The 13,777-nt window shown below is 75.2% G+C and carries 11 protein-coding genes; 8 read left to right on the top strand and 3 right to left on the bottom strand.

The annotated features are described in order from the left end of the window. The first annotated feature begins 85 nt into the window (after positions 1 to 85). The 4 genes from ACFC1T_RS19365 to ACFC1T_RS19380 all read left to right on the top strand — a co-directional run bounded on the left by ACFC1T_RS19365 (position 86) and on the right by ACFC1T_RS19380 (position 4,341). Positions 86 to 844: an ABC transporter ATP-binding protein gene (locus tag ACFC1T_RS19365; RefSeq protein WP_375890114.1), complete on the top strand. Its 759-nt coding sequence runs from the start codon at positions 86 to 88 to the stop codon at positions 842 to 844. Next, the gene (locus ACFC1T_RS19370) at positions 841 to 2,787 is read left to right on the top strand and encodes an FtsX-like permease family protein (RefSeq protein ID WP_375890116.1); all 1,947 of its coding nucleotides are present in this window, start codon (positions 841 to 843) and stop codon (positions 2,785 to 2,787) included. The genes ACFC1T_RS19365 and ACFC1T_RS19370 overlap by 4 nt, the downstream gene beginning before the upstream one ends. A gap of 331 nt (positions 2,788 to 3,118) precedes the next feature. Then, complete coding sequence (locus ACFC1T_RS19375; protein ID WP_375890118.1) at positions 3,119 to 3,829, top strand: exonuclease domain-containing protein; 711 nt, start codon at positions 3,119 to 3,121, stop codon at positions 3,827 to 3,829. Continuing rightward, entirely contained in the window at positions 3,826 to 4,341 is a 516-nt protein-coding gene (locus ACFC1T_RS19380; RefSeq protein WP_375890120.1) for a GNAT family N-acetyltransferase, read from the top strand. Before ACFC1T_RS19375 ends, ACFC1T_RS19380 begins: the two co-directional genes overlap by 4 nt. Positions 4,342 to 4,393: 52 nt before the next feature. Here ACFC1T_RS19380 and ACFC1T_RS19385 read toward each other — a convergent pair whose 3' ends face one another. From ACFC1T_RS19385 to ACFC1T_RS19395, 3 genes are all read right to left on the bottom strand, one after another. Beyond that, a complete protein-coding gene (locus ACFC1T_RS19385; protein ID WP_375890122.1) occupies positions 4,394 to 5,209 on the bottom strand; it encodes a hypothetical protein in 816 nt (271 codons plus the stop codon). 34 nt (positions 5,210 to 5,243) lie between these two features. Continuing rightward, positions 5,244 to 6,218 carry a polysaccharide deacetylase family protein gene (locus ACFC1T_RS19390; protein ID WP_375890124.1) on the bottom strand — a complete coding sequence of 325 codons (975 nt, stop codon included), beginning with the start codon at positions 6,216 to 6,218 and terminating at the stop codon, positions 5,244 to 5,246. Between the two features lie 219 nt (positions 6,219 to 6,437). Further along, the gene (locus ACFC1T_RS19395) at positions 6,438 to 7,331 is read right to left on the bottom strand and encodes a phosphotransferase enzyme family protein (protein ID WP_375890126.1); all 894 of its coding nucleotides are present in this window, start codon (positions 7,329 to 7,331) and stop codon (positions 6,438 to 6,440) included. 553 nt (positions 7,332 to 7,884) lie between these two features. Between ACFC1T_RS19395 and ACFC1T_RS19400 the strand changes: the two genes are divergently transcribed. The 4 genes from ACFC1T_RS19400 to ACFC1T_RS19415 all read left to right on the top strand — a co-directional run bounded on the left by ACFC1T_RS19400 (position 7,885) and on the right by ACFC1T_RS19415 (position 13,462). Then, positions 7,885 to 10,020 carry an MMPL family transporter gene (locus ACFC1T_RS19400; RefSeq protein WP_375890128.1) on the top strand — a complete coding sequence of 712 codons (2,136 nt, stop codon included), beginning with the start codon at positions 7,885 to 7,887 and terminating at the stop codon, positions 10,018 to 10,020. 305 nt (positions 10,021 to 10,325) lie between these two features. Continuing rightward, on the top strand, positions 10,326 to 10,532 hold the full coding sequence (locus tag ACFC1T_RS19405; protein WP_196949043.1) for a cold-shock protein: 207 nt from the start codon (positions 10,326 to 10,328) through the stop codon (positions 10,530 to 10,532). Positions 10,533 to 10,702: 170 nt separating this feature from the next. After that, positions 10,703 to 12,451 carry a DEAD/DEAH box helicase gene (locus tag ACFC1T_RS19410; protein ID WP_375890130.1) on the top strand — a complete coding sequence of 583 codons (1,749 nt, stop codon included), beginning with the start codon at positions 10,703 to 10,705 and terminating at the stop codon, positions 12,449 to 12,451. A gap of 297 nt (positions 12,452 to 12,748) precedes the next feature. Next, positions 12,749 to 13,462, top strand: coding sequence for a ricin-type beta-trefoil lectin domain protein (locus ACFC1T_RS19415; protein ID WP_375890131.1), 714 nt, complete (start codon positions 12,749 to 12,751; stop codon positions 13,460 to 13,462). Positions 13,463 to 13,777 lie beyond the last annotated feature (315 nt).

Genomic DNA, 13,777 nt, shown 5'->3' on the forward strand with positions numbered 1-13,777 from the left:
GGCTGGCCGGGGCCCTCGGCGGGGCGTAACGATTCCCCCATCACCCCTGGTCAGGGCGGTCGTGGCCGTGGTAGGTGTAGCCCCCGTGAAGATCACGGGGGATGACGGGGCCGTACTGCGCCTCGAAGACGTACACCGCACCTACGGCACCGGCCCGGAGGCCGTCCGGGCACTCAGGGGGGTGGACGTCGGCTTCGACCGCGGCACGTTCACCGCCGTCATGGGGCCCTCCGGCTCCGGCAAGAGCACCCTGCTGCAGTGCAGCGCCGGCCTCGACCGACCCGACCGCGGCCGGGTCGTGCTGGACGGCACCGACCTCGCCGGGCTGACCGAGACCCAGCTGACCGTCCTGCGCCGACAGCGACTCGGCTTCGTCTTCCAGGCGTTCAACCTGGTCGGCTCGCTCACCGCCGAACAGAACGTCGGCCTGCCACTGCGCCTGGCCGGGCGCCGTCCCGACCGGGCCGAGGTCCACCGCGCGCTCGCCCAGGTCGGCCTCGGCGAGCGGGCCGGCCACCTGCCCTCCCAGCTCTCCGGCGGCCAGCAGCAGCGCGTCGCCATCGCCCGCGCCCTGATCACCAAGCCCCGGATGCTGTTCGCCGACGAACCCACCGGCGCCCTCGACAGCTCCAGCAGCCGCGACGTGCTCGCCCTGCTGCGCGACCTGGTCGACCGCGAGGGCCAGAGCACCGTCATGGTCACCCACGACCCGGTCGCCGCCGCCCACGCCGACCGGGTGCTCTTCCTCGCCGACGGCCGGATCGTCGACGACCTGCCCCGCCCGACCGCCCAGCAGGTCGCCGAGCGGATGACCGCCCTGGAGACGGCGGGGACGCCGGCATGACCTCGCTCGGGACCCTGCTGCCCGTCGCCGCCGCGAGCCTGCGCCGCCGCAAGGCCGCCTTCGCCGGCTCCTACGTCGCCCTCACCCTCGGCGTCACCCTGGTCGCCACCACCGGCAGCCTGCTCAACGAAACCGCCGGGGACGACTCCCCGCTGGGCGCGCCCTCGCTGCACAAGGTGCTCCAGTTCACCTCCGCGATGGCCGCCTTCGTCGCCGTCTTCGTGGTCGCCGGCACCTTCGCCTTCGCCGTCGCCCAGCGCCGCCAGGAGATCGCGATGTTGCGCGCCGTCGGCGCCACGCCCCGCCAGATCGTCCAGCTGATCACCGGCGAGGCCGTCGTCGTCGCCCTCGCCTCCGCCGTCAGCGGCTGCCTGCTCGCGCTGCCCGGCGCCCCCGCCCTCGCCTCCTGGCTGGTCGCCCGCGGCGCCGCCCCCGAGGGCTTCACCGCCCGGCCCGCCGCCGGCCCGATGCTGCTGGCCGCCGCCGTCGGCCTGGCGGTCGCGCTGCTCGGCGCCGTCGCCGCCGCCGTCCGCGCCGGGCGGGTGCGCGCCGTCGAGGCGCTCGGCGACGCCGCCGCCGACCGTACGGTGATGACCGGGGCGCGCTGGGCCTTCGCCGTCCTCGGACTGCTCGGACTGGTCGGCGTCGTCTCCTACTACCTGTCCGCGGCGTCGCTGCCGCCCGCCCCCGGCGACCAGCCGGACGACCCGCAGCTCGCCTCCCAGTGGGTGATGGGCGCCGACCTGGCCACCATCACCACCCTCGCCCTGTTCGCGCCCGTCGTCGTGCCCCTGCTGGTCCGACTGCTCAGCGCCCCGCTCGCCCGGCTCACCGCCGCCGCCCCGCTGCTCGCGCGGCAGAACGCGCTCACCGCCGTGCGCCGCACCGTCTCCACCGCCACCCCGGCCTTCCTCACCATCGCGCTCGCCGGCACCGCCGTCGGCTCCACCGCCGCCTTCGCCGACGCCATGACCGCCCAGGCCGGGGCCACCGCCGCCGCCCGCTACGTGCTGCGCCCCGGCGCCGCCCCGCTGCCCGCCGACGCCGCCCACCGGCTCACCGCCGGCCGGCCCGACCTGCACGCCACCGCCACCACCTCCACCGTGGTCACCGGCCTCGGCGCCGACCGGCCCGCCTTCGACGACCACGGCGAGGACTCGCCCGCCAGCGCGCCCTCCGCCGCCACCGTCGTCGACGGCGACCTCGCCACCGCCTGGACCCTGCCCGCCGTCGACGGCACCGCCGCCGACCTGCACGGCGCCACCCTCGCCGCCTCCACCGACCAGGCCCGCGGCCACGGCTGGAAGGTCGGCGACCAGGTCAACCTGCGCCTCGCCGACGGCACCGTCACCGGCCTGCGGCTCGCCCTCGTCTACCGCACCCAGCTCGGCCTGGACGAGGTCCTGCTCAGCGGCGACGCCGTCACCGGCCACCTCGACGGCGCCCGCCCCGGCGCCGTCCACCTCAGCGCCGAACCCGCCGACCGGCTCGGCGGCGTCCTCACCGACGCCCGCGACCCCGGCCCCGACCCGAACGCCCACTACGCCTGGATCGCCACCACCACCATCCTCGGCCCCGCCCTGCTCTACGCGCTGATCGCCATCGTCAACACCATGGTGATGAGCGCCGCCGACCGCCGCCGCGACTTCACCGTGCTGCGGCTGGCCGGGACGGTGCGCCGCCAGGTGCTGGGGATGGTCGCCCTGGAGGCCGCCCTGGTGGTGGCCACCGCCGCGGTCCTCGCCCTCGCCGTCACCGCGCTCACCCAGTACGGCACCACGGCCCTGCTCAACCACCGCGTCCTGGCCGGGCAGGCGAGCGTCGCCCTGCGGCTGCCCTGGCTGCCGCTGGCCGGCGGCGCGGTGCTCTGCCTGGTGCTCGCCGTGGCCGCCAGCACGCTGTCCGCGCGGGTCGCCCTCGCCGGCCGGGCGGCGGCCCGGTAGGCCGTCCGGCCGGCGACCCACCGGTCGTCATCCGTCTCGGCCGCTCGGCCGCTCGGCCCCGGTGCGCACCTGCGCGCGCCGGGGCCGAGCGGTCGTGGCGTCCCCCGACCTCCTCGCCTCCGGCCCGGTCGACCGGCCAACCGGGCTCCGGGCAAGCGGAGTTGGACCTTCCGCCGGCCCCCGCAGCCGGCCGACCGGCACCCCGCAGCGCCCCCGGAAGCCCCCCGGAAGCCCCCCGGCCACCCCCGGACCGGCCGCCCTGACGGCCGGGTTGTCGGTGGGGCGGGTGATGATAGGGGCTGTTTCGCCGGAGGACGGAAGGACACACCTGATGAGCTGGTGGCAGCAGCCACTGGTCGGCTTCGACCTGGAGACCACGGGCACCGACCCGGCCGTGGACCGCATCGTCACGGCCGCCCTCGTGGACACCGTCGGCGCCGTCCGGGTGGATGCCGCCAACTGGCTGCTCGACCCCGGGGTGCCGATCCCCGCCGAGGCGGAGGCGATCCACGGCATCGGCGACACCCTGGCGCGCAGCAGGGGGCGGCAGGCCAAGGAGGCGGTCGAGGAGATAGCCGCGGCGCTCTGCGCGCGGATCGCGGACGGCCGGCCCGTGGTGGCCTTCAACGCCCCGTTCGACCTGTCCCTGCTCGACGCCGAGCTGCGCCGCCACGGGCTGCCCACGCTCGCCGAGCGCCTCGGCGCCCCGGTCGGGCCGGTGCTGGACGCGCTGGTCATCGACCGGGCGGTCGACAAGTACCGCAAGGGCTCGCGCACCCTCCAACGGGTCTGCGAGGTGTACGGGGTGGAGCTGACGGACGCCCACGAGGCGGGCAGCGACGCGCTGGCCGCCGTCCGGGTCGCCGTCGCGCTGGCCGGGCGCTACCCGGCCGAGGTGGGGGAGGTGGCCCCGGCCGAACTGCACCGGCGCCAGATCGACTGGTACCGGGACTGGGCCGAGGGCCTCCAGTCCTGGCTGCGCCGCGGCAAGGACCCGCTCGCGGTGGTGGACCCGCGCTGGCCGTCCCGACCGTCCGGATGACCGGGGCCGCGGACCCGGTACGCCCGGACCGTCCCGTCCACCCCGTCCACCCCGTGCGCCCGGCGGTCCCGGCGGACCTGCCCGGCTTCCTGGTGCTCGCCGCCGAGGTCGAGCACTGGTTCGGCCCGATGGTGGCCGAGCCCGGCTTCCACCGCGCGGTGGAGAAGGCCGTCGCCCGGGGCACCGCGACCGTCGCCGAGTCCACCGCGGGACTCCTCGGCGGCCTGCTGTTCGGCCCCGCGCAGGACGGGCCGCACCACCTGCACTGGCTGGTGGTCGCCGACCGCGCCCGGGGCACCGGCGTCGGCCGGGCGCTGGTCGAGGACGCGCTGCGCCGCCACGTCCGCGCCCCGGCCACCGTCGAGGTGGTCACCTTCGGCCCGGACCACCCCGGGGCGGTGGCCAGTGGCGCCCGGGTGTTCTACGAGCGGCTGGGCTTCACCCCGGCCGAGGCCGCGGCCCCCGGGCCGGAGGGCGGCTCCCGGCAGGTCTACCGGCGCCGGTTCGGCTGACGGGCCCGGCCGGCGGGCTCGGCCGCGGTTCGGCCGAGCGGCCCGGTGTCCGTCACTGGAGGTCCAGTCCGACCGGGTGCGTCACGTCCACCGGGCAGGCGAACACGTGCAGTTCCCCGTGCCGCCCGACCGACAGGTCCGGATCCCCGCCGCTCTCCACCGTCAGCAGGTGCGCCATCCGCGCGCCGCAGCGGCCACAGTCGACCGGGACGAGGTCGGTGAGGTGCCAGGACGGCCAGCCGCCCAGCTTCCAGCCGTCCGCCCGGCCGAGGTCCCGCTGGTACCCGATGCCCAGCCGCTCGGCGAACTCCTCGACGGCGCGGGCGAGTTCCGCGGGCAGTTCGTCCCGGTCGGGCAGGTCGAGGAGCTGTTCGGGGCGCACCGCGCACGGGCGCGGCAGGTACTCCGGCGCGCTGTGGCGGGGCGGCGGGGGAGTGGCCGGGGCGAGGTCGGCGGCGCGCTGCCAGTGGAGTTCGACGGCGGGGCCGTAGTAGTAGCGCTCGCCCTGGATGTCGTCGTGGTCGTTGGGGCACCAGAGCACCTGGAGCAGGTCGGTGCCGTGCGGCCGGGGCAGGTGCGGGGCGTCCTCGGCGCGGATCCGGGCGAGCGGGACCAGCGCCGTCGCGGCGGCGGGTGCTTCCGGGGCCCTGCGGGGGAGGACGTCCTCCTCCTCGGGGTGGCGCGCGGTGCAGTGCGGCCAGGGCTCGCCGCTCGGCCACTGGGCCGGGCCGCCGATCCGGCTCGCCCAGGGGTCGCCGGGGTCGCCGGGGTCGCCGCCGGGGTCGGCGTACGGGTGCAGCAGGGTGGCGGGCCGCAGGTGGCGGGCCAGGCCGGGGACGGCGGCGACGAGGGCGGCGGTGTCGGTCACGGCCGCCCACCCTACGGGCCGCGGTCCAACGGCCTTACGCGGCGGGGAAGTCGAAGGTGTACCCCTGGGCGACGAGCCAGGGCAGCAGCTGCTTGAGCGCGGCCACGGTCTGGCTGCGGTCGCCGCCGCCGTCGTGCATCAGGATCACGCCGCCGGGCTTGAGTTGGCTCTGCACGGTGGAGACGATCGCGGCCACGCCCGGGCGGGACCAGTCGCGGGGGTCGACGGACCAGCCGAGCGAGTCCATCCCGAGCCCGGCGGCGATGTGCTCGTTGTCGGCGTTGAAGCCGCCGCCCGGGGCGCGGAACCAGCCGATCCGGGTGCCCGGCCCGCCGGCCTTGACGATCATGTCGCGGGCGGCGGAGATCTCGTACACCGCCTTGTCGTGCGGGAGCTTCTCGAACGGCTGGGGGTGGTGGACGCTGTGGTCGCAGAGCCGGTGGCCCTCGGCCAGCACCCGCTTGACCAGGGCCGGGTTGGCGGCGGCGTTCTGGCCGATCTCGCAGAAGGTGGCCTTGACGTGGTACTGGGCGAGCAGGTCGAGGACCTGGCCGGTGGCCGGGCCGGGGCCGTCGTCGAAGGTGAGGGCGACGGTGCGGCCGCCGGAGGCGGTGGAGCCGATCACCTTGGTGGCCTGGCCGGGGTGCGCGGGCGGCGCGGCGGGGGTGCCGGTGGGAGTGCCGGGGGCGCCGGTGGTGGCGCCGGGGGTGGTGCCGACCGGCTTGCCGGTGGCCGTGGCCGTGGCCCGGCCGGGGTCGGCCGGAGCGGTGGGCGTGCGCGGCTGGGCGGCGTCCGAGCCGGGGGCCGGAGCGGTGCCGGCCGCGGTGCCGTTCCCGGTGCCCGGGGTGTTCGCGGCGCCCGGGGTGGTGGCGGTCGCGGTGGGCTGGAGCGCCCCGCTGGCGGTGCCGCACGCGGACAGGCCCAGGACGGCGGCCACCGCGATGCAGCCCGCGAGCAGCCGGTTGCGGTGGGGGCGGAGGGGGCTGCGACGGGTGGGGGTCCGGTGCATGGCGGCGGCTCCTGAGGGGCGAGAAGGGGGCCGATCCCGGAGGCCGATCCCTCGGTCAGGATGACTGTGCGATAGGACGCCGATCGTACGTGTCCCGGTTGCGCGCCGGACCGTTCCGCCTTAAGAGTCTTCTCACACCCGCCGGGGTCGGCCTCCGCCGCCCGGAGGAGGTATCGGGGAGGCGGCGGGGGCAGCGGCGGAGGAGGCGGCGGCCCGCCGTCAGAACGGGTACCAGCGCACCCCGGTGGCCCCCTCCCGGAGCGAGTCGACCCGGCGCCGGAACTCCGCGAGCGCCGCCGGGTTCCCGGCCGCCTGCTGGGCGACCCAGGAGGCGCTGGCGGTCTCCCGGGCCCCGCGCAGCACCGCGAAGCCGGACCAGTCGCGCACGTCCCGGCCGTAGGCCGCGGTGAACGCCAGGTAGTCCTCCTCGGGCACCCCGTAGCGGTCGTGGGCGAGCGCCAGGACCACCAGGTCGTGCTCGCGCAGGTCCCGGGAGAAGGTCTCCAGGTCGAGCAGCACCGGCCCGTCCGGTCCGACGTGGACGTTGCGCGGCAGCGCGTCGCCGTGGATCACCCCGGGCGCGAGCTCCGGCACCAGGCCGGGCAGGGCGGCCGCGAAGGCGTCCCGGCGCTCGCGCAGGAAGGCGACGTCCGCCGGGTCGACCTGCCCCTCGGCGGAGGCCAGCCAGCGCTCCACCGGTGCCAGCAGGTCGCGCCCGTCGAGCGGGAAGGGCGGCAGCGGCAGGGCGTGCAGGGCGCGCAGCAGCGGGGCGAGGTCGGCCGGGCGGGAGGGCCGGACGGCGGGGGCGAGGCGGTGCCAGAAGGTGACCGGGTGGCCGTCGGCCCGGTGCGGCCCGGCCTCGACCCGCTCGTACGGGCGGACCACCGGGATGCCCTGCCCGGCCAGCCAGTGCGCGACGGTCAGTTCGCGCCGGGCCCGGTCGTACAGTCCGGGGCCGCGGCCGACCTTGGCGACCACGGCCGGGTCGCCGAGGTCGAAGACGGCGTTCTCGCCGAGCGCGAGCAGCCGCGCCCCGTCGGGGGCGGGCAGTCCGGCGGCGGCGCAGGCCCCGGTGAGCAGCAGCCGGGCGCGGGCCTCGTCGAAGGGGATCATGGCTGGGCTCCGTTCCGCCGGTGTTCATCCGGGGGATTCCGGACGGTGATCATCATGACGCACGGAGCGGCGCGCCCCGCGGCGGCCGGGCGAGCGGGCCCCGCAGCGGCGGGGGGAGCGCGCCCCGGGGCGGCCGGGCGGTGCCGTGGGGGTTTCCCCTGGTTCGCTACCCCTAGGCCTCCTCCTCCGAGGTAGGGGGTGGACTCCACCCTGAGGGGGAGAAGGCTCCACCCGGAGCACGAGGCCAACGGCAGCGCGGCCGCGAGAGACTGGGGCGGGGCCGGTTCGGGGTGGCCCCGCAACGGGGGTTGGACCACGGGGGCTTTCTTGCCGCACGGCGAGCACGTACTCGTAGGATGACGCCCAGACCTACTTACCTGCCGACCGGCTAGTGGACGCCAGTGCGCGTCCGGCCCGGTCCTGCCGTCGCCCAGCGTCCCGTCCCCCAAGGGCTGCGGTGAACCATGCCCAGGAGGCATCGAGCATGTTCCACCGACTAGGACAATTCGCCGTACGCCGTGCGTGGTGGGTGATCGCCGCGTGGCTCGTCGCCATGGTCGCGATCTTCATATCCGCGCCCAAGGTGAGCTCCCAGACGGACGAGGCGTCGTTCCTGCCCAAGCACTACGAGTCCATCCAGGCCGCCGAGGTGCAGGCCAAGGCCTTCCCGGCCGCCTTCACCCCGGACGCCCTCATCCTCTTCGAGCGCAACGACGGCGCCGCGCTCACCGACGCCGACACCAAGGCCATGGGCAAGCTGACCCAGGACCTCGCGGCCAAGAAGATCGACGGCGTCGAGGCGGTCAACCCGCCCGCCGACAAGCTCGGTTACTCCGAGGACCACAAGTACGCGCTGGGCACGGTCGCCATCGCCAAGGACAAGCAGCAGGACCCGAAGGCGGTCGCGGACGTCGCCAAGGCGCTGCGCAGCGACGGCAAGGACCTGGCGGGCCCCACCGGCCTCAAGTTCCAGCTCGGCGGCTCCGCCGCCCAGACCCTGGACCAGCAGGAGTCCTCCAGCGACACCGAGGGCCTCATCACCATGGCCACCCTGGTGCTGGTCATCGTGATCGTCGGCATCATCTTCCGCAGCGTCCTGGCCGGCCTGCTGCCCATCCTGGTCTCGCTGATCATCGCCCTGCCGACCTCCATGGGACTGATCAACTACGCCACCAAGGCCTTCGACCTCAAGAGCACGGCGATCCTCACGCCGATCCTGATCGTCGTCGTGCTCGGCGTCGGCACTGACTACTTCCTCTTCCTCGCCTTCCGCTACCGCGAACGACTGCGGGCCGGTGAGGACCGCAAGTCCGCCGTCGTCAACGCCGTCGGCCGGGTCGGCGAGGCGATCGCCTCCGCCGCCGGCGCCGTCACCATCGCCTTCGCCGCCCTGGTCCTCTCCAGCCTCGGCATGTTCCAGGCCCTCGGCCCGGCGCTGGCCATCGCGGTCGTCGTCACCGCCCTCGCCTCCGTCACCCTGGCCCCGGCCCTGCTCGCCGTCATCCCCGCCCGGGCCGTCTTCTGGCCCGGCAAGAAGTGGATGCGGGAGCCCGGCGACGCGCGCTTCACCGCGCTCGGCCGGGTCGTCGAGAAGCGCCCGGCGCTCACCGCCCTCGCCTCCGGCGGCGTGCTGGTCGCCCTGACCCTCGGCGCCCTCGGCTACAACGGCCTGTTCGACATGACCAGCGGCTCGATGCCGAAGACCGTCGAGTCGATGGTCGTCCAGGACACCATGTCCACCGCGTTCTCCAAGGGCGCCGCTTCCCCCAGCCAGGTCTTCCTGAGCAGCACCGACGGCAGGAAGCTCGACCCGGCCTCCTTCCCGGCCTACGCGGACAAGCTCCACGTCGCCGGCGTCGCCCAGGTCTTCGCACCCGCCCCCACGACCGCCGCGAGCCAGAACAAGACCATCAGCGACGACGGCACCACGGCCCAGTTCACCGTGATGCTCAAGGACGAGCCCTCCAGCAACGAGGCCATCGCCACCGTCACCGAACTGCGCGCGGTCGCCCACGCCCAGGCCCCGGCCGGCACCGAGGCCAAGGTCGGCGGCCTCAGCTCGGTGTTCAAGGACATCAACCTGGCGATGACCCACGACTACAAGCTGGTCTTCCCGATCGCCGGGCTGCTCATCCTGCTCATCCTGGCGCTCCAGCTGCGCAGCGTCGTCGCCCCCTGGTACCTGATGGCCTCGGTCGGCCTCGGCTTCGGCGCCACCCTCGGCGCCGCCACGCTGCTCTTCCAGAAGATCGGCCACGAGACCGGCCTGATGTTCATGATGCCGATCCTGATCTACCTCTTCGTGGTGGCGATCGGGACCGACTACAACATCCTGATCATCGCCCGCCTGCGCGAGGAGGCCCGCGCGGGCCGCACCCCGCGCGAGGCGGCCCGCGAGGCGCTGCGCCACGCCGGTCCGACCGTCGCGGCGGCGGGCTTCATCCTGGCGGCCTCGTTCGGGACCTTCATGCTCGCGGGCAACAGCTTCATGCTGGAGTTCGGCTTCGCCATGGCCTTCGGCATCGTGCTGGCGGCCTTCGTGATGGCGATGTTCTTCACCCCGGCGCTCACCGCGCTGATCGGCAACAAGGCGTGGTGGCCCGGCCACGGCGGTGACGCCCGTCCGAGTGAGGGCCACGCCCCGCGGGTCGGCAGCACCATGCCGCCGGAGCCGGTCGGCCGGCACTGACCCGAGGGCCCGGCGACGGGCCGCACAGCAGACGGCGCCCCGCTCCGGCGGGGCGCCGTCCCCTCTTTCCAGGGGGGCCAAACGTGATCTGTCGAGCAGAAAAGTCCCCGGTCAATCGGGGTGCGACCGTGCTACAGTCGAAGCAGTTGCAGTTTTGGTTCCCATGAACGTGTGTGTGCGCCTGCTGGTACCAACCAACAGGCGCATTTGTTTTGTCCGGTGTTTCAGTCTCCGGATGGGGATCGCGGCTACTTGGGGACTCACGAGGTGTGGGTCCCTGATGCCCCAAGTATGAGGAGACGGTTATGGCTACCGGCACCGTGAAGTGGTTCAACAGCGAAAAGGGCTTCGGCTTCATCGAGCAGGACGGCGGCGGCCCGGACGTCTTCGCCCACTACTCGAACATCCAGGCCAACGGCTTCCGCGAGCTCGTCGAGGGCCAGCGCGTCGAGTTCGACGTCACCCAGGGCCAGAAGGGCCCGCAGGGCGAGAACATCCAGGTCATCGCCTGACGTTCAGCCTCTCAGCTGACACGTGATCCTGTGATCTCGTGAAGCGGGGGCCCGTACCGCTCGGCGGTGCGGGCCCTCGTTCATGCCGCAGTACGGCCGGGGCGGCGCACTCCACTCAGACGGCCGACCAGTCCGCGAACGCGGGCTGCCGACCGACGTACGGAGAACCCGTGACCACCCCTGCCCGCACGCCCCGCGACCGTGGCGACCGCACCACCGACCGTTCCGCCGCGCGCACCGGCGACCGCACGGCCGAAGGCCGCACCGGCCGCCCCCGCCGCACCGGCGACAACCCCGAGCGCGCCCGCCGCACCGGGGAGGGCGCCGCCGCCGACCGCACCCGCAAGCCCCGGGGCCGCACCGGCGCCCCCAAGGCCACCCGCACCGCCGTGGCGGAGCCCGCCGACTTCACCGTCGTCGAGGGCACCCCGGCCCGGCCCCCGGCAGCCTCCTTCGGTGAGCTCGAACTGCCCAAGGCGATCCTCTCCGCGCTCACCCGCGAGGGCGTCACCGAGCCGTTCCCGATCCAGGCCGCCACCCTGCCCGACTCGATCGCCGGGCGCGACGTCCTCGGCCGCGGCCGCACCGGCTCCGGCAAGACCCTCGCCTTCGGCCTGCCGCTGCTCGCCCGCACCGCCGGGCGCCGCGCCGACTCCCGGCACCCGCTGGCGCTCGTCCTGGTGCCCACCCGCGAGCTCGCCCAGCAGGTCACCGACGCGCTCACCCCGTACGCCACCGCCGTCAACCTGCGGATCACCACCGTCGTCGGCGGCATGGGCATCAGCCGGCAGGCCAACGCGGTGCGCCGCGGCACCGAGGTCCTGGTCGCCACCCCCGGCCGACTGGACGACCTGATCGGCCGCGGTGACGTCAACCTGTCCGACGTCGCCATCACGGTCCTCGACGAGGCCGACCAGATGGCCGACATGGGCTTCCTCCCGCAGGTCAGCCGGCTGCTGGAGCAGGTCGCCGAGGGCGGGCAGCGGATGCTGTTCTCCGCCACCCTGGACCGCAACGTGGACCGGCTGGTCAAGCGCTTCCTGACCGACCCGGTCACCCACTCGGTCGACCCCTCGGCCGGCGCGGTCACCACCATGGACCACCACGTCCTGCAGCTGGAGCCCACCGACAAGGCCTCCGCCACCGCGCACATCGCCTCCCGCGACGGCCGGGTGATCATGTTCGTGCACACCAAGCACGGCGCCGACCGGCTCGCCAAGCAGCTGCGCGCCACCGGCGTGATGGCCGCCGCCCTGCACGGCGGCAAGTCCCAGCCGCAGCGCAACCGGGTCCTGGACCAGTTCCGCGAGGGCGAGGTCACCGCGCTGATCGCCACCAACGTGGCCGCCCGCGGCATCCACATCGACGGCCTCGACCTGGTCGTCAACGTCGACCCGCCGATCGACCACAAGGACTACCTGCACCGCGGCGGCCGCACCGCCCGGGCCGGCGAGTCCGGCACCGTCGTCACCCTCGTCCTGCCCGAGCAGCGCCGCGAGGTCAACCGGCTGATGACGGTCGCCGGGATCCGCCCGACCGTCACCAAGATCCGCCCCGGCGACGCCGAGCTGTCCCGGATCACCGGCGCCCGCACCCCCAGCGGCGTCGCGGTCGCGCTGGTCGTCCCGGCCGCCGCCCAGCCCGCGGCCCCGGCCGCCTCGGCCGACGGCAAGGGCGCCGGCAAGTCCGGCAACCCGCGCCGCCGCCCCGCCAAGCGCTCCGGGCTGCCCGCCGACGTCGACATGAACGGCAACCCGCGCCGCCCGCGCCCCAAGCAGCGCCTCGGCGCCGCCACCCAGGGCGAGCGGCCGCAGGCCGCCGGGTTCATCGGGCGCTCCTCCGGCCGGGCCCGGCCGGGCAGCGGCTCCCAGTCCGGCGGCAACTACGGGACGGGGCGCCAGCGCCGCAAGTTCGACTGACGGCCGTCCCGGTCTCCCGGCCCCCGGCCCCGGTTTCGCCGAACGGGCCCCGTGCTCCCCTGTGGTGGGGAGTGCGGGGCCCGTTCCGCGTTTCCGGGCGTCGCGCTCCGGGCCGTCCGAGCGACCGTTGCCCGAACAGCTGGCGTGAATCCGTTGAAGCTCGCCTTGAACGAGAGCTTGACGGTGACCCGGCGAACCCCGATTCTTCTACACGGCCCACACAACTGCCGCACAGTCACCACCAGTGCACAGACGTCGTGTTGACGCGATTCGCCGACCGGAAGGACCACCGTCCCGATGCGCCGAACCTCCGCCCTGCTGACCACCGCCCTGCTCGCCGGGGCCGCCGCCCTGGCCGCACCCGCCACCTCCGCCCAGGCCGCGCCCTCCTGCGGCGCCTACGTCGCGGGCTGGAGCGCGATCGGCAGCTGCAGCGGCCTCGACCCGATGCAGACCTGGACCGTCACCGCCACCTGTTACTACTGGAACTCCACCCACACCGTGCAGTTCACCCGCCCCGCGATCGGCGGCGTGGCGATCGGGGACGGCAGCGTCTCCGCGGCCTGCGGCATCGGCGACAGCGTCATGTTCCCGCGCGTCATCCTGGGCGCCACCCCGCCGGCCGGCCCGACCGGCCAGATCACCGGCTACGCCAACAAGTGCGTCGACGTGAAGGGCGCCAACCTCGGCAACGGCACCCCCGTCCAGATCTACGACTGCAACGGCTCCGTCGCGCAGAAGTGGCGGATCGGCGTCGACGGCACCGTCCGCGCCCTCGGCAAGTGCATGGACGTCGCCGGCGGCGGCACCGCCAACCACACCATGGTCCAGCTCTACGACTGCAACGGCACCGGTGCCCAGCAGTGGCAGGCCCGCTCCGACGGCTCGCTCTACAATCCGCAGTCCGGCCGCTGCCTGGACGACCTCGGCTTCGCCACCAACAACGGCAACCAGCTCGGCATCTGGGACTGCAACGGCGCCGCCAACCAGAAGTGGAACCTCCCGGCCTGACGCACCACCACCGGAGCCGGGTCCGCCGCCCGCGCCCCCGTCGGGCGGCGGACCTCCCCTCTTGCGGGGCCCGGGACGGGATCCCCGCCCGCCCCGACGGCGCCCTCTACCAGCTCTCCGGAGGCCTCGCCGACGCCGACGCCGACGCCGGCCACCCGGGCGACACCTTCACCCTCCGCCGGGTCCGACCCGGCCCCACCCCGAGGGCGCGCACGGCACCGGCCCGGGGCGCCCCCCGGTGGGGCCCCGGCCCACACCCCCCCCGCGTGGGGGGGCTGGGCCCGGGGGGGGGGCCCGGGGCACGCGGGGGCCCCG

Origin of the sequence: Kitasatospora sp. NPDC056076 (assembly GCF_042266305.1) — a bacterium.
In the GTDB taxonomy this organism is placed as follows: domain Bacteria; phylum Actinomycetota; class Actinomycetes; order Streptomycetales; family Streptomycetaceae; genus Kitasatospora.

Coding starts and splice junctions, on each gene's coding strand:
- ACFC1T_RS19375 (WP_375890118.1), top strand. CDS start 3,119: ATGAGCTGGTGGCAGCAGCCACTGGTCGGCTTCGACCTGGAGACCACG.
- ACFC1T_RS19405 (WP_196949043.1), top strand. CDS start 10,326: ATGGCTACCGGCACCGTGAAGTGGTTCAACAGCGAAAAGGGCTTCGGC.
- ACFC1T_RS19415 (WP_375890131.1), top strand. CDS start 12,749: ATGCGCCGAACCTCCGCCCTGCTGACCACCGCCCTGCTCGCCGGGGCC.
- ACFC1T_RS19370 (WP_375890116.1), top strand. CDS start 841: ATGACCTCGCTCGGGACCCTGCTGCCCGTCGCCGCCGCGAGCCTGCGC.
- ACFC1T_RS19400 (WP_375890128.1), top strand. CDS start 7,885: ATGGTCGCGATCTTCATATCCGCGCCCAAGGTGAGCTCCCAGACGGAC.
- ACFC1T_RS19380 (WP_375890120.1), top strand. CDS start 3,826: ATGACCGGGGCCGCGGACCCGGTACGCCCGGACCGTCCCGTCCACCCC.
- ACFC1T_RS19390 (WP_375890124.1), bottom strand. CDS start 6,218: ATGCACCGGACCCCCACCCGTCGCAGCCCCCTCCGCCCCCACCGCAAC.
- ACFC1T_RS19395 (WP_375890126.1), bottom strand. CDS start 7,331: ATGATCCCCTTCGACGAGGCCCGCGCCCGGCTGCTGCTCACCGGGGCC.